17 protein-coding genes are annotated in these 15,117 nt (G+C 33.7%); 14 read left to right on the top strand and 3 right to left on the bottom strand.

The features are described 5' to 3' along the window. Window positions 1-7 precede the first annotated feature (7 nt). The 10 genes from BN1058_RS04160 (at window position 8) to BN1058_RS04120 (ending at window position 11,152) form a co-directional block, all read left to right on the top strand. On the top strand, window positions 8-718 hold the full coding sequence (locus BN1058_RS04160) for an OmpA family protein (RefSeq protein WP_255306985.1): 711 nt from the start codon (window positions 8-10) through the stop codon (window positions 716-718). Continuing rightward, window positions 711-1,892: a hypothetical protein gene (locus BN1058_RS04155; protein WP_090853280.1), complete on the top strand. Its 1,182-nt coding sequence runs from the start codon at window positions 711-713 to the stop codon at window positions 1,890-1,892. The genes BN1058_RS04160 and BN1058_RS04155 overlap by 8 nt, the downstream gene beginning before the upstream one ends. Before the next feature lie 46 nt (window positions 1,893-1,938). Continuing rightward, window positions 1,939-4,635: a DEAD/DEAH box helicase gene (locus BN1058_RS04150; protein WP_090853277.1), complete on the top strand. Its 2,697-nt coding sequence runs from the start codon at window positions 1,939-1,941 to the stop codon at window positions 4,633-4,635. Between the two features lie 88 nt (window positions 4,636-4,723). Then, window positions 4,724-4,924: a hypothetical protein gene (locus BN1058_RS04145; protein WP_090853274.1), complete on the top strand. Its 201-nt coding sequence runs from the start codon at window positions 4,724-4,726 to the stop codon at window positions 4,922-4,924. 802 nt (window positions 4,925-5,726) lie between these two features. Continuing rightward, window positions 5,727-6,338, top strand: coding sequence for an HNH endonuclease (locus BN1058_RS04140; RefSeq protein WP_090853271.1), 612 nt, complete (start codon window positions 5,727-5,729; stop codon window positions 6,336-6,338). Between the two features lie 82 nt (window positions 6,339-6,420). Next, window positions 6,421-6,633, top strand: a complete 213-nt coding sequence (locus BN1058_RS04135) for a hypothetical protein (protein WP_090853269.1) — start codon at window positions 6,421-6,423, stop codon at window positions 6,631-6,633. Between the two features lie 252 nt (window positions 6,634-6,885). After that, window positions 6,886-7,410: a GIY-YIG nuclease family protein gene (locus BN1058_RS14485; protein WP_255306984.1), complete on the top strand. Its 525-nt coding sequence runs from the start codon at window positions 6,886-6,888 to the stop codon at window positions 7,408-7,410. An 18-nt stretch (window positions 7,411-7,428) separates the two neighbouring features. Next, complete coding sequence (locus BN1058_RS14480; RefSeq protein WP_255306983.1) at window positions 7,429-7,560, top strand: DUF4357 domain-containing protein; 132 nt, start codon at window positions 7,429-7,431, stop codon at window positions 7,558-7,560. Between the two features lie 114 nt (window positions 7,561-7,674). Beyond that, complete coding sequence (locus tag BN1058_RS04125) at window positions 7,675-9,888, top strand: AAA family ATPase (protein WP_090853266.1); 2,214 nt, start codon at window positions 7,675-7,677, stop codon at window positions 9,886-9,888. A 13-nt stretch (window positions 9,889-9,901) separates the two neighbouring features. Next, window positions 9,902-11,152, top strand: a complete 1,251-nt coding sequence (locus BN1058_RS04120; protein ID WP_176694442.1) for an McrC family protein — start codon at window positions 9,902-9,904, stop codon at window positions 11,150-11,152. Window positions 11,153-11,330: 178 nt separating this feature from the next. Here the strand turns inward: BN1058_RS04120 and istB are convergent, their stop codons facing one another. The 3 genes from istB to istA are packed head-to-tail and all read right to left on the bottom strand — an operon-like array spanning window position 11,331 to window position 13,641. Further along, window positions 11,331-11,843, bottom strand: a complete 513-nt coding sequence (istB, locus tag BN1058_RS04115; protein WP_369688244.1) for an IS21-like element helper ATPase IstB — start codon at window positions 11,841-11,843, stop codon at window positions 11,331-11,333. A gap of 12 nt (window positions 11,844-11,855) precedes the next feature. Continuing rightward, window positions 11,856-12,098, bottom strand: a complete 243-nt coding sequence (locus BN1058_RS14590) for a P-loop NTPase family protein (protein ID WP_369688243.1) — start codon at window positions 12,096-12,098, stop codon at window positions 11,856-11,858. A 1-nt stretch (window position 12,099) separates the two neighbouring features. Further along, the gene (gene istA, locus BN1058_RS04110; protein WP_141652117.1) at window positions 12,100-13,641 is read right to left on the bottom strand and encodes an IS21 family transposase; all 1,542 of its coding nucleotides are present in this window, start codon (window positions 13,639-13,641) and stop codon (window positions 12,100-12,102) included. Window positions 13,642-13,708: 67 nt separating this feature from the next. Here istA and BN1058_RS04105 point away from each other — a divergent pair, with 67 nt between their 5' ends. The 4 genes from BN1058_RS04105 to BN1058_RS04100 all read left to right on the top strand — a co-directional run bounded on the left by BN1058_RS04105 (window position 13,709) and on the right by BN1058_RS04100 (window position 14,895). Beyond that, entirely contained in the window at window positions 13,709-13,957 is a 249-nt protein-coding gene (locus BN1058_RS04105; protein ID WP_090853260.1) for a hypothetical protein, read from the top strand. 201 nt (window positions 13,958-14,158) lie between these two features. Further along, on the top strand, window positions 14,159-14,317 hold the full coding sequence (locus BN1058_RS14280) for a hypothetical protein (protein ID WP_176694441.1): 159 nt from the start codon (window positions 14,159-14,161) through the stop codon (window positions 14,315-14,317). A gap of 133 nt (window positions 14,318-14,450) precedes the next feature. Further along, window positions 14,451-14,579, top strand: coding sequence for a hypothetical protein (locus BN1058_RS14475; RefSeq protein WP_255306982.1), 129 nt, complete (start codon window positions 14,451-14,453; stop codon window positions 14,577-14,579). Further along, window positions 14,563-14,895 carry a hypothetical protein gene (locus BN1058_RS04100; RefSeq protein WP_141652116.1) on the top strand — a complete coding sequence of 111 codons (333 nt, stop codon included), beginning with the start codon at window positions 14,563-14,565 and terminating at the stop codon, window positions 14,893-14,895. The genes BN1058_RS14475 and BN1058_RS04100 overlap by 17 nt, the downstream gene beginning before the upstream one ends. Window positions 14,896-15,117 lie beyond the last annotated feature (222 nt).

Below are 15,117 nucleotides of genomic sequence, written 5' to 3'. Positions count from 1 at the left end.
AATGATAATGGCTAGAAAACGTTTAGAAAGGTCCAGACAAGTCAAAAGGTTTGAAGAAGGAAGCAACCACTATTGGATGTCTTTTTCTGATTTAATGAGCGCATTGTTACTAATATTTGCTTTATTGCTAATGGTTAATATTTTTGGTAACCAAACTGAAATGGAAGCAAAAGACCAAATGATAGAAGAAGTATTAGGCGTAAAAACGCGGTTAATTGAAGAGTTAAGTGAATCGTTTAGTGATTCAAATCTCGAAATGGAAATTGACCCACAAACAGGTGCTATTCGATTCTCTAGTGGTGTTTTCTTTAGTTACGATAGTGCTAAAGTTAGTGAAGCGGGTAGTGAGAACTTAAAATCATTCGTTCCAAAATATATTAGTATTTTACTTTCAGATGAATTTAGAGAGCATATATCTCAAATTATTGTTGAGGGACACACAGACCAAGAAGGTACTTATTTATACAATATGGAGCTATCACAAGATAGATCTTTTGCAGTAGTAAAAGAGATTTATGAAGATGATTTCCCTGATTTTGAAGCCAAGAAGGAACTGAGACAATTAATAACGTCAAATGGACGCTCTTTTACAGTACCAATGTATAATGAAAGTGGAGAAGTAGATAGTGAGAAATCGAGGCGTGTTGAATTTAAGTTTCGTTTAAAAGATGAAGAAATGATTAAAAATATACAAGAGCTGGTGAACGATAATGAATAGTTCAGATGTATATCCAACGTTTCATTTCTATCCAAAAGAACTTCATCAAGAAGCGGAGAGAATTTCAAAAAAATATAAAAATGCTGATAAAGTGTCTGAACAGTTAACAGCAATAAAACTTCCTAAGTTACTAGAGCAAATTCGTGCTTTACCTAATAATGATTCAGTAATAAAGAAATTTGCTGAAAAACTTAAACCAATTGATATTAACATTCTTGCAACAGAATATCCTTACGAACAAGTGAACAAAAACACAATTAGAAAAATCGTACTCATTCTAATGGAAAGATATAATAAAATTGTTGGACGTCGGTTTTGGTTGCATTTTCAACAATTACCTTTTGATGAAGAAATCAGTAAAGTATTAAATCATTGCTTTTTTGTTGAAAGTAATAACTTTTTAGGTTTACGGGGATACATTCGTCAGGCTTATAAAACGATTTTTAATTCTAATAGTATTCTGTCTAATCTTGCTTCAGAGATTGGAAAAGAAAGAAAACCATTAGAAGAAAGTTTCAAAGAATGGAAAGTAGCTAAAGATAGTAGATTAGCAGCTGAACTGTGGAGAAATATTCTGCTTGTATTTATACAAGAGAAATGGTTTGTAGATACTCAAGGCTCAACTATAATTGAGAACAAATTAGAGAATATGCCTCTTAAAGATTACAAGCAGATTATCAATCAATATCTAGCAGCATTTGATTTTAATGCATTTCATGATGATCTGTTAAATCAAGTGATTTCCAGGCTACTTGATCCAAGAAAAAATCTATCGAGATGGGAAGGTCTTTCGCAATTAGCTGTTCAAAATGTCAGGAAATGGCTGTTCAAAAATGAATTATTTGAATTTCTTGACTATGAACGTTTTGGGTATTGGAAGAAATACCTTCGAAAAATGACAGACCTAAAAGTGATTGAAGAACCGCCCGTAGCAGCAATGTATTTTGATGACTTTGTTGTGTTGGAGTTTGGTAAAATTGGTAATGCAGCTTATTTTTATGAAACAGAAGGCTTCAAGAAACACTTAGCACCTAAGTTAAAGCCCCATGTTTCGGTGTCTTCTTTAAAAAATATATATGCATCCTTTTATATTCATAAATTATCACATACACACAATAGTTGGCATTCACGTTTTGATGATTACATGTCACATTATTTACAAGGACACTATTAATAAAAATTTTAAGCAGTATAGAGCTTAATTGGTGGAGGTTATAGTCATGGCTTTATTTAAAAGAAATACCGTTAACATTATTCTTAATAAAAATATAGAATCAAAGGGTGTTATTTTTTCTATTCAACAGGATGAAAAGCCACTTTCCCTCCCTATTAGGCTTACTGTGTCAGAAATGAAAGGCTTAACTAACTTGGATCAATTACAGTTGGTTGAAGACTTATGGTTGGATGAGAAAATACAGGAAGTGGAGAAATATAGTTATTTTCTTTCATATGAAATGTTATATAAGTTGGAAAGTGAAGAAAGAGCGATACTCACTCTCCCTGAACAGACAACAGCTGTTGATATAAAGATAGAGAATGAGAGTTTTGTAGGTTCAAAGAATTTTAAATTTATTCCACGGATACACACTGAAGGTTATCCTAATTTACATAGAGTTGGAACAAGAAAAGGCGCAATATTTGAACTCCCCACAAAAGAAAACATTCTAATTGAACCTGAGTACTATTCTTTACTTGAGAATATTGCGAATGCACCTGATCCTCGTGATCGAGATGAACTATTTCTTTATATTGCAAAAATAAAAAAACAAGCAAAAGCATTAGGCGTTCGAGTAAGTGAGCATATCGAGCGTGAGGAATATGAGTTTATTGATGAAGTTAGTATTGATTTGGAAAGATCACATAATAGTATTACCTTTTCTTCCTCCTACAAGCACGATGAACTAGCGGAAGAGGATTTGACTGAACTAAACAAAACAAGAAGCGGCTATACGAAATTAGGGACGACGAGAGTTTTTGTTGATCAAAATACAAGAGAAAAAGCAGCTAAAGTACAACAAATTGAATCAATTCAAGGTCAAGATATACCTAAATTTGTACAAAATCCTAGTGCGTTTATCCCTGAAGACATTGATATCTCATTAGAAGACTTTGGAGAAAGAGTAAAAAATTTAGGCATTCGTGTTTATAAAGCACAACCTTTTATACATGCTAATAAATCTGAGAATGGATGGTTTGAGTATGAAACTGGATATCAGGTGCGAGATGATCAAGGGAATTCTATTTCTAAAGAATTAGATGATTTTTTCTCTGAAGATAATAGCGGTGACTTTAAACAATTGGATGAGGATACATTTGTTGCAGCTCCTGCTCATGCAGAAGATTTTAATCATCTGGCAACAAAAATTAAAGAAGAGGCAAAACAGAATCCATCTTCACAAGTAATACCATCTAATTATATTTTAGAGATATTTGAGAATATAAATAATATAGAGTTTAACCAACCTATTCAAGAAGTTCGGGAAACATTAAATGACGAACAAGTACTTAATAATCAGCCTCCCCAAGGGTTTACTGCAACTTTAAAGTCATTTCAACAAGATGGTTTTGTCTGGATGAAATCACTGCGTTTTACAGGGTATGGCGGTTTACTTGCAGATGATATGGGGTTAGGTAAGACTATTCAAGTTATTGCATATTTGTCTTATTTAAAGGAAATGAGTCGTTTAACTCCGACATTATTAGTACTACCAAAATCGCTAATTGATAATTGGATAAAAGAAATGGATAAGTTTGCCCCGATGTTATCTGGGAATGTTTATGTCCACCTTGGAAGTAATCGTATAAAAGATCCAACTATTATTTCTAAGTTTGATATTGTTTTAACAACATACCAAACACTGATAAGAGATCAGTTAGTGATGGGAAGAGTAGACTGGCAAATGGTGATTTGTGATGAAGCACAAGCTATTAAAAATCCATCAACTGGTGCATCTGTAGTAGTTAAAGCTTTAAAAAATAGAGGACGTATTGCGTTAACGGGAACACCAGTTGAGAATAATTTAACAGAACTTTGGTCTATTGTTGATTTTGTGCAACCGGGTATCTTAGGTAGTTTAAAAGAATTTAGAAATAGCTATGAACCTAGACTTACTGACGAGTCAGCTTATGATTCTATTCAACAAGATATTGAAAGCAAAATCCATTTTATATATAAAAGACGGACAAAGGCTGGGGAGTTGAAAGATCAGCTACCATCTAAGACAGAGTATAAATTCCCTGTTCCAATGGGGAAACAACAAAAAGCCGTGTATAAGAATATATTAAAGCAAGTAGAAGACAAAGATATGCCACCTATTCAAGGCATTATGAGATTAAAAATGCTCTCTTCTCATCCAGGGCTAGTAGATAGTTCTTATAAGGGAACTAACATTAAAAATGTACCGAAACTAGTAAAAACACTAGAGCTGCTAAATGATATCAAAAATAAAGGTGAAAAAGCGATCATATTTACAGAGTATCGCGAAATGCAAGTAATATTAAAGCAAGCAATTTTAAATAAGTTCGATTTAAATCCAGCTATCATCAATGGTACAACAGACCGCCGTCAACACGTTGTTGATCAATTTAATCAAAAGGATGGTTTCGATATCTTAATTCTTGCACCTAAAGCTGCTGGCACAGGTTTAACAATAACAAGTGCGAACCATGTTATTCATTATACAAGATGGTGGAATCCAGCGGTAGAAAATCAAGCAACTGATCGAGTTTATAGAATTGGTCAAGAAAAAGATGTACACGTGTACTATCCAATTGTCACGAGTGATGAGGGTGGTACATCAGTTGAAGAGGTAGTAGATAAATTGTTGTCTAAGAAAAAAGAATTGGCTGAAAACGTTATTGTTCCAAGTAAAGATATTGATATCGAGAAAGAAGTTTTGGGGCAAGTGGTAAATTAAATAAAGGTACCTGTTATTTTAAAAATAACAGGTACCTATTGAGCAAGAGAACTTTACGATTACTTAAAATTTAGAGGAGGTGACAACTATGAGATATGAGATGATAAGTACGGAAATCGATACAGAGTTAAATAAACGTATAATTAAAGTCCATGATCACCAAGAGAATTTTACATATATCTATTACGAAGATGAGATAGAAAATATTAGCATCCTAGGTTTAAAGATATTCATCAAAGAAAGAATTGATCCTATAAACATAGGTGTGTATGATGTTCCTAATTTATAAGGTGAACAATTATGTAACCGCTTTATTAAATACATTGAAGAAGAAACTCCTATTGTTATAGAAACTAAGAAAAATGTCATTAGGGTATATAAAGAAAATGGTAAAATACAGGTTTTCCCAAGGTATCCTAAAGCTAAACGGAGAATTGGAAAAGGGGCAACCATCGATTTAGAAGTAATGACTAATGAACAAATAAAAGAACTTCAAAAGAGCTTTACTTCAGCTGTAAATAATCAATTGAAAAATGTTTGACCTTGTATGGATAACTCAAATTAATACTTAGGGTGTAAAAGGAATTGAAATTGTTATGGTTGGTATAAAAAGATGACAAAAGCTGAAGATTCTCAATGGATTAACAAGCAGGAGGGAATATTATGGATAAGGCAAAACAAATTGATGTAATGAAAGAGTTATCTGAACGTATGAAATATATGTAGGCTTTTTATGACAAAAGGCCATCGGAAAAGAAGTTTAGGGTTCATGTACCTCTGAATGAAAATAATGGATACTTAATTGATTTTTCATCAAAAGTTCCAGATGGAATTAGAATTTGTTATGTTTTAGATATAGATCAAAAAAATTCTGAACGCCGTTCGATTTTAATGAGTGAAATGAGACAGAAACAAGGATACCTGGAACAACTGTTTGATTCACCTGTTTTGAAAAAAGATGATGCTAATATTTTTCAAGAAGACTATATGAAATGGTTGAAAATTGGTAAACATCGGCGTATGGGTCTTTTCAATTTGTACGATTTAAAGGTATTGAAACATCATCTATAGAAAAATGTGTTGATCAAATAATGCCAAACATTATAGATTTTATAAACAACATAAATAGTTACTTTTTGGAGATGGCAGCGGAAAATCATGATGATCTAAATCTTTATGATGGTGAATTTGAAGATAATATAAAGAAACACGCAGAGACCAGTATTAAAAATGAGAACATTACTAGCGCTGAAATATATAAAGAATTAGAATCATCAATTAATAGCTTGACGGAATCTAGTGAAATATCAGAAACAGAAAGAGATCAAGTCATCAAAGCGAGGATAGGACAAATGTTTTTTAAGAAAGCATTACTTCATGTTGAAAAGAAGTGCAAATTATGCGGGGTTTCAAGTGAAAGTTTTCTTATTGCAAGTCATAATAAACCATGGAGCAAATCAGAATATAGGGAAAGGCTTGACGTTAACAATGGCTTTCTCCTTTGTCCTAACCATGATGTTTTGTTTGATAAAGGATATATTAGTTTCAAGAATAATGCGGAGATTTCGATTTCAGATGATTTAGATGAAGTATCCAAGGTTTTTTTGGATATTGACAATAAATTGAAGATCCAAATGAATAACATACAACAACAATATATTAAATGGCATAGGGATAATGTATTCTTAAGGAAAATTGTATGATTTAACGTTGATTTTGGAACGCTTGGTCAACAAGGTGTCGAGAGAAACAATAGAATGTGTTTTTAATACCCTTAATGAGGATATGAATACCAAACGTCAGGATCATGGTCTGACATTTGATTCGCCTTTTGAAACTGAAGTTTATGAACAGTTAACAAATGCAGTATACAAAGTGGATAAACAAGTAGGAATGTCAGGTTACAGAATTGATTTAGCAATCAATCATCCAACATCTCCAGAGAAATACATTATCGGGATAGAATGCAATGGTGCATTGTATCATAGTGCACCATAGGTTGAGGAAAAGAATGTTGTTCGCGAGCAGATAATAGAGAGGATAACAAATACCAGCTAAGTAAAGATTAACCTAGAGAGGTGCTATTAGATGACTCCAAAAACAATCTAAATTTTCTTACCAGATGGATCGCCTAGAAGTATTAGAATAGCCGAGATCACAAGTATAATCAGTAAGATAATTCTTATTCCTAGAAATAAGTTGGATGATGCTAGTTCTCGCGAGGAATTAAAGAACGTAGGCTTATACTTTTTGTTTGGACAATTCGATCAGAAAGCAAAAGATATTGTTTATATTGGTGAAGCGGAAGACTGCTATAAAAGGTTAAAGCAACATAATGCGAGGAAAGAGTTTTGGAACGTAGCTTTAGTTGTAGTATCAAAAACGAACACTTTTACCAAAGCTCACGTTAAATACTTAGAGCATCATTGTTATTTCAAAGCTAAAGAAGTGAACAGATTTGAAGTTGAAAACGACACAGTCCCGACAAAACCGTTTATTACAGAACCAATGCATGCTGATCTAATGGATGATTTTGACACAATGAGGACATTGATTTCTACCCTTGGTTATCCATTGTTTGAAGAAGTACATGCAGTGAAAAGTGATGAAGAAAAACTTATCTGTAAAGGAAAACTTGCTGATGCAACAGGTGCATATACCGATGAAGGGTTAGTGGTTTATAAGGGGTCGCTAGCTAACATAGACGAAACAAGGACAGCAGGAAATTGGATTATTAATATGCGCCAGAAGTTACTGAATAGTGGGATATTGTAAATAACAGGTAATGTTTATGTGTTCGACTCTGATTACATATTTAACTCTCCAAGTGCCGCAGACGCAGCAGTACTTGGAAGGAGAGCAAACGGATGGCGAGAATGGAAAGACGAAGAAGGTAGGACATTGAATGAATTGAAGAGAAAATAATAGGGAAAATGGGTGGATAATTCGTTTTTAAGCAGAGGATAGATACAAGGTATAAAGTAAATAAGTAGAGGGAGAATTCGATATGTTACGCGATAAACTATTAGATACAAGAAAATGCCTACAGAAGAGCAATTGAATACGGGATACCGATTATTTAAAGAGAAATTTAGTCCTGAAAAGCTAAAAACATTAGACGGCAAATTGCTACTAGATACTCTTTTTAACCTCGGTAATCGTGATAGTTTGGTTTACTGGTTAGAATTTAAAAATCATGATGATTTTCAAACGACTACATACGGTAGTATTTCAGGTGATAGTGCATACAAATTTATTATTTTTAAACGCAATAGTGATGGGGTTTGGATGACAGGGAGCAGTCAGAAGCCGGAAGAATTAACAGAGGAAGAAGCGATAACGAAAGCTAGAAGTGTACGAGATAATCTAGTGAGAGGGTCTGAAATATTAGAGAGCCTAGTAAATAAAGAAGATGTGGCTGAGTCTGAATACATTCAGTTGCAAACAGAGTTTGACAATAATTTAGATTTCAATATGAACAGTTTAGGCTGGGTGCATAAGTATTATCATATGATTTATCCAGACAAAATAGATAATTTTCATAATAAAGACTGGCAAAAAAATGCCTTAATTAAGTTGCAAGTCAAGCCTGTAACTCCTGAAGGCCTATACTCATTATCTGGACAACTTATCTTACTGTCTGATGAGTTAGGAATTCATATAAATCAACTGACCCAATCTATTAATGAAATCTATGGAGCCCCGCATCACTACATTCGAATAGGTACAACAGCAGGTTCAAAAAGTTATTGGGAAGAAATGTATGCAGAGGGCTATGTATCTATTGGTTGGCCAGAATTGGGTGATTTAAACCGATTCGAAGACACGAAAATAACGGAAATGAAAGCAGAGATTAAGAAGATATATGAAGAACATTATACTCAAACACCCCAGGTAATTGGCAGGTGGACATCGCAAGTAACAGCGTTTTTAACTAGATTAAAAAAAGGAACAATTGTTATTGCTGCAGATGGAGGGCAAGTATTAGGTATAGGAAAGATCACAGGAAACTATCAATATAGGGAAGAAAAAGATTTTCCACATACAATTGAAACAGAATGGCTGCAAACTCCAAGACAGAAATTACCTAATAGTAGTGAGGGGTTGCAAACCACTGTCTATACGATGAAGAATGTAGAGAATCTGTTGGAAATTGAAAAATGGTTATCTAATCAAGATCAACAACCAATAAGGCCAAATCCACCAGAAAAGTTAGATAGCTTAACTGGCGTTGCAAGTAAAATAGAAAAAATATTAAAACGCAAAAAACAAGTAATACTTTATGGGCCACCTGGAACAGGGAAAACATATCATGCAGAGAAAACAAGCTATGAATTATCGGCAAGACAGCTTTATAACAAGCGTTTTGATCAACTTACGCAACAAGAAAGACAAACAATAACTGGAACTGCACAAAAGCGAGGAACAGTAAGAATGTGTACCTTTCATCCTTCTTATGGGTATGAAGATTTTTTAGAAGGGATAAAGCCACAGGTGGTCAACCAAGCTACTTTATTTGAGTTAAGAGATGGAATTTTCAAATCTGTTTGTACAGATGCGACTAACAATCCAGGTAAAAATTATTATTTACTAATTGATGAAATCAACAGAGGAGATATCTCAAGAATTTTTGGGGAGTTAATAACTAGTATTGAGTGGAATAAAAGAGGAAAAGAAGTACTCTTGCCATTGTCAAATCAAGTATTTACAGTTCCTGAAAACGTGTATATCATCGGGACGATGAATACTGCAGATAGATCAATAGCTCTATTAGATGTAGCATTAAGAAGAAGATTTGGCTTTATAGAACTTCTTACGGACTATCACTTATTGGAAGATATCTCTATAAAGAACTTACCATTAGGTGAATGGTTAAAGGAACTAAATTTACGGATCATAAAAAAATTAGGACAAGATGCAAGAAACTTACAAATTGGGCATTCGTATTTTTTAGAAGGTGAAAAGCCAATTGTATCACCTAACAAATTCAAACAGGTAATTGAAGAGGATATTATTCCGTTGATTGAGGAGTATTGTTATGGTGACTACGCATTAATTTCAGAAATATTAGGCAGTGGTATTGTCGATTTGAAAAATAAAACTATAAAAGAGGATTTATTTGAGGATGAGAATATAGAAACACTTCTCAATGCATTGTTGGATCCTACTCCAGAATTATTTACACTTACCGCAAACGATGATCATATAGAAGATGATGGAGCAGAAGAAACAGAGGAAAGTATGGCTGATTAATATGAGAATAAATATGAGAGAATGGCAAAGTGAAATATTCCCTGATATTGAATTGGAAACAAAGCATGAAAAGGAACTTGCAAGACTGTTATCCGATAAAGAAATAGTGAAAATTATAGAATTAAAAGACGGCTTAAGCATTAGTACTAATTCATTTGTCGGTTCAGTTTATTTAGGTGATATACATTTAAATATCATGCCAAAAATAAAGGGAATGGATTTACTTACCTTAATGAATTATGTGTACCAGTTAAAGGATTTAACAATCATGCAGCATGCAGGTTTTAACCTGCGATCATTTACATTCATGGATATATTAATTTACCAGTTATACGTCCATACGGAGGATTTATTTATTAAGGGATTTCATAGAGGATATATAAGAAAAGAAGAAGAGTTAGCGTCACCAAAAGGTAGGTTAGACTTTAATAAAATCGCTGAAAATCATTACTTGAAAAAAGCGACATTGCCAAGTAGATACTATGAACGAAATGAAGATAATTTACTTAATCAAGTATTACTCGCGGGCATAAAGCTGTGTATTTCATTAGCCAGTGACCCAAACTTAATCGTACATTTACGCCGTCTCTACTCATATTTTGAAGAATATATTTCCAATATTGTTCTAACTAAACAAGTAATTAAAAAGGCAAAAAACAATATCAACAGGCTAACGGAGCGGTACCGGCCATTACTCGAAATCATATCCATCTTGCAAGAAAATCAAGGGATAGAACTTGAGGGGAATAATCAGGAATTGAAGTTGCAAGGTTTCTTCTTTGACATGAATCACTTCTTTGAATCGTTGGTGGGTAGATTACTTCAGGATTATGTTCCAAATTATGCTGTTAGGGAGCAATTTCTTCTACATGATATGTTTACCTATGCATCTAATCATAATCCAAAAAATAGAAGGTCATCTACCCCAAGACCAGACTTTGCTATCGAGAAAAATGGTAAGGTGATAAAGTTACTTGATGCAAAATATAAGGATCTATGGGAGAACGCATTACCTCGTGATATGTTATATCAGTTATCCGTGTATGCCTTGAGTAGTGAGGGAAACAAAAAAGCAACGATTATCTATCCTTCATTAAACGACGTTGCTGTTACACAAGAAATCAACATTAATAATCCAACCTCTGATGAGTACATGGGGTCGGTAGTGTTAAACCCATTGAATTTGAGTTATTTATCAAGCTGCTTGGCGGATAAAACAGATAATCGCAGACTTATAGAAGAGCATATTAGCGGAATATTATAAAAGCTAGTCAGTTCTTTGTGTGTTTTCGAGTTATGCAGTTTATTTATAGTATAAGAACGAAATTTCTTAAGGAGGATTTACTATGAATAAACCAAAAAAGGATTTGTTTTTAATTAATTCAGAAGATCTAGTATTAGGTGTATGTATTTCGCGAGTGAAAATTGAACCACATCGCAATTTAATTTTGAACCACCTGCTTCTCATTACTTTTAATCCATTCCTCTGTCTCTCTCATTCGATATGAAGCACCATTCATGTTTAAAACGTGTGATTTATGTGTTAATCGATCTGTTAAAGCGGCTGTTAGTACAGCGTCATGGAAAATCTCCTGCCATTGCACAAAAGATAAATTACTAGTTATAATAGTGGACTTGCGGTCAGCTCTTAACGATAAATGGGAGAATAATAATTCAGCTCCTTCTTTATCAAACGAAATATATCCTAACTCATCCAAGATCACTAGATCATATTTTTCAAATTTTAATTCAAAAGAGCGTAAGGTACGTTCAGAGCGGTGCTCTTTTAATTGATTAATAAAAGATGGTACAGTTGCGAAGAAAACGCGGTAACCTGCTAAACACGCTTCCATTCCTAAGCCTATAGCTAAGTGTGACTTACCAGTTCCAGGAGGGCCTGTCAGAATGACATTTTGACCCTCTTCGATAAAAGATAACGTCTTTAATTGTGGCAACTTTTGTCTTGCTTATTCTGGTAAGGCTTCTTCTACTAACTCATCTAACAACTTCTTCTGCGGGAAATTTGCAGCTCTTATTCGATTTTGTTTCGCTCGAATAAAGCGATCTGCTTTTTCTTGTTTTAATACTTGTAGTAACACTTCATAAGCTTGGTTAGGATGATTGAAATTACTAGTGTCTTGTACCATTTTTCTGATGCTTGGTAATCGTAAATCTTTACATAACTGAATAAGTTGGGTTTGTTGATCCATATCACATTACTCCTTTTTCCATCTTATAAAATAGTTCATGATAAGCGCGTAGATTCGATTGGGCCTGTTTTGCTATATCATCATCTTCAACAATCATATGGACAGCTTTATCTTGTTCACATATAAACTGTATGCGCTCCGTAGAAATATAATCTGATCGAATATTTTTCAATTGTTGAATAGCTGCTAACACATCATGAAGATTATCATTTTCCTTAATATAATGGAGTAATGCTATGAATTCTTTCTCTTTTCCGATATAATACGTATGATAGATATTTTTTATATGTGTTGGTGCCTGTTTCAAACTTTGGCTTTGAATAAGGGCACCTTTTTTCTTTTCGAACGTTGCTAAGTAATGATAGATATCCATCTCCCATTGATGGATTCCCCAATTGCGAGGATGTGTAGCTACATGCTCTCCATCAATAAACAATCGAATGTTCTCTGCACCTACCTTGGCGCGGATATATTTCCCTACATGTCCCTCGGGGACAGAATAATGGTTGTGTTTAATGACTACAGTGCTATATTTATCTACTCGACATTCTATTAGATCAGCGCTATCAAACGGATGAATTTCCGTAACGCCTGCTACTTCTTTTTCCTTCTTCATTAAGTCAATATGTTTTTCCTTATGCTCATGGTGTAAGCGATGGTTTAACTTATGAATACCTTTTATTAGGTGTTGATTCGCCTCTACTAAACGATCAAACTTATACATAGATGCAAAAACTTTTCGTCGAATAAATTCTACACTTCGCTCGACATGACCCTTCTCATTTCCTTTTTTCGCCTCGCATAATCGAATACGAAATTGATAATAATTAGAAAGTTGCTCCATAGGTTCTGTGATCGTTTTTTCATTGCCAATAAATGATCTAACTACAGTTCTCATGTTGTCATAAGTGAATACCGTCGGTATAAAACCTAAATGGTTAATCATTTTTGTGTGGACATCCAATACGCATACTTGTGTTTCAGATTCATACAATCTTGCAAAACGATAATTACTAAAAGGTAGCGTGAAAACAGCTAATGAGTAACTCTTTAATCTTCCGTCAATTTCTAATTTCACTTCGCCCCAATCAAATTCAATTTCTGCACCTGGTTCACAATACTTGCGTATAAATACTTCTTTCTGTTTTTCATTCTCTTTGTTCACATAATTTCTGACAGTAGTATAACTGATGTTATACCCTTCATCTCGTAACGTCTCATACATATCTATCATTTTCATTTTTTGCTTTGCCATATAATGCTGTTGTTTCCATTGGTTCTCGGCAATGAATTGTTGTAATCTTTTTTGTATTTCCTCTGTAAGTACACGTTTTTTACTGACTCTTGGCTTGTAAGTAGGCTTACTCACAATGCTTTCAGGGATTGGTAACTGTCGAACATCCTTTTGCTTACTATTCTCAAACTCTGCAATATATTTTCTCACTGTATTTCTAGAAACTTTCGTTGTTCTTGCAATACTTCGTTGGCTTTCTCCGTTCAAATGTCTTTTAAGGACTTTTTGTTTCTTTTTCAGTGTAATCACTCCCAGAACCCCCAATATTTAAATGAAATATTAGGGTTATTTTCTATCAGAGTGGTTCAATTTTTAATTGTCATGGTGGTTCACTTTTAAGTTACCATATACAGGCACTATTGTTAAAGGTTCGGATATTTTATTAGATAAACTAGGATTTGTATCAAAAAGTAAATGTGGTGAATTTTTCAAGAAAATTGAGAAACTCCGTAATAATATAGCGCATTCTCAAGAAGAAATATATCTTGATCCTAAAGAGTTAATTGAGGTATTACTTGATGTCAAGAAAGTACTTAATAATACTGTAATTGGCGAAAAAAGTTGATTTATACTTTTAAATTTAGGTATTTGTTATTCATAAGGACAATTGAATTCTCGAGAAACAGCTGCATTTAGAAATCCCCATCTCTCATTTTAGATGGGGATTTCTGTCTACGCCTTTTATTATACACCCCCTCTTCATGGACAACCAACCCTCCATATCAAGGTTTAGGCTATTTATTAATAATGGAAAGCAGGTATCACTATGCAAATAGTCAACAAATCGATTGAGGTATTACTCGGTTTAGAAGAAGAAGAGTTGCAAGATGATAAAGAATCTGACGACGTTGGGAACTTTTCTAACCTAATCGCAGTATATGAAGCACTTTACAAAAAAGTATTAAAAAATAAGGATAGAATATAAAATAGAAGATGACCGTGCAGGTGTTAAGATATTACTTCATCTATCACAACATCTTTCTAATGCACCTTTTAGTGGAAAAGTTAAATTCATTTTCACTGTTGAATAGGAATGTAGATTAGTTGGCTCACAATAAGTGGATGACTATTTCTTCTGGGGAATTGATGCAGCTATCGTTATTGATCGACGTGGCAAAGGAGATATTGTCACTTCATGTGTAGGGTATATTCCATTTTGTGATCCGCGGTATGATGCATTTTTTTGAAAATATTGCAACTGCTGAAGGTCTAAATGGGTGGAAGACAACGTCAGGTGGTAGTGGTGACACTAGAGTTTGGGTAGCGCATGGCATAGAAAGCGTAAACCTATTAGCTGGGTATAGAAATGAGTATAGAGATGAGGAAGTGCTCGATGTTACAGCAAGCTATCAAACAGCTAGATTAGTGAAAGTAGTATGTAATAATGGTAAAGAGTTAAGAAGTGTATTACGAAAGATTAGTCGAAAAGGAAATGAAAGGAAATATAACGAAACTTCTCTAATTAAGCAGGTCAATAGAAATGGAGGGAAAATTGTATGCTAAGAAAAGTAATTGTAATAGATGATGACAAAAATAGTTTGGGTAATGCAATTGCTGAAACAATGAGAGCACAAAGAAAAGGACATGAATTTGCGAATTTGCTTAATATTTGAGAAGGATTAGAGATAGGAAAAGAAAAGAGGAAATTATTATAGAGTTGAAATCGTTATAGAAATGGTCGTTCTATCCATTAGACAATTCTAATACAATTTATATAAGTTTAAA

The sequence above is a fragment of the Paraliobacillus sp. PM-2 genome, from assembly GCF_001368815.1.
Lineage (GTDB): Bacteria > Bacillota > Bacilli > Bacillales > Amphibacillaceae > Paraliobacillus.
This window is presented reverse-complemented; position numbering and strand designations above follow the sequence as displayed.

Coding starts and splice junctions, on each gene's coding strand:
- BN1058_RS04160 (WP_255306985.1), top strand. CDS start 8: ATGGCTAGAAAACGTTTAGAAAGGTCCAGACAAGTCAAAAGGTTTGAA.
- BN1058_RS04155 (WP_090853280.1), top strand. CDS start 711: ATGAATAGTTCAGATGTATATCCAACGTTTCATTTCTATCCAAAAGAA.
- BN1058_RS04150 (WP_090853277.1), top strand. CDS start 1,939: ATGGCTTTATTTAAAAGAAATACCGTTAACATTATTCTTAATAAAAAT.
- BN1058_RS04145 (WP_090853274.1), top strand. CDS start 4,724: ATGAGATATGAGATGATAAGTACGGAAATCGATACAGAGTTAAATAAA.
- BN1058_RS04140 (WP_090853271.1), top strand. CDS start 5,727: ATGCCAAACATTATAGATTTTATAAACAACATAAATAGTTACTTTTTG.
- BN1058_RS04135 (WP_090853269.1), top strand. CDS start 6,421: ATGAATACCAAACGTCAGGATCATGGTCTGACATTTGATTCGCCTTTT.
- BN1058_RS04125 (WP_090853266.1), top strand. CDS start 7,675: ATGCCTACAGAAGAGCAATTGAATACGGGATACCGATTATTTAAAGAG.
- BN1058_RS04120 (WP_176694442.1), top strand. CDS start 9,902: ATGAGAGAATGGCAAAGTGAAATATTCCCTGATATTGAATTGGAAACA.
- BN1058_RS14590 (WP_369688243.1), bottom strand. CDS start 12,098: ATGGATCAACAAACCCAACTTATTCAGTTATGTAAAGATTTACGATTA.
- BN1058_RS14280 (WP_176694441.1), top strand. CDS start 14,159: ATGCAAATAGTCAACAAATCGATTGAGGTATTACTCGGTTTAGAAGAA.
- BN1058_RS04100 (WP_141652116.1), top strand. CDS start 14,563: ATGATGCATTTTTTTGAAAATATTGCAACTGCTGAAGGTCTAAATGGG.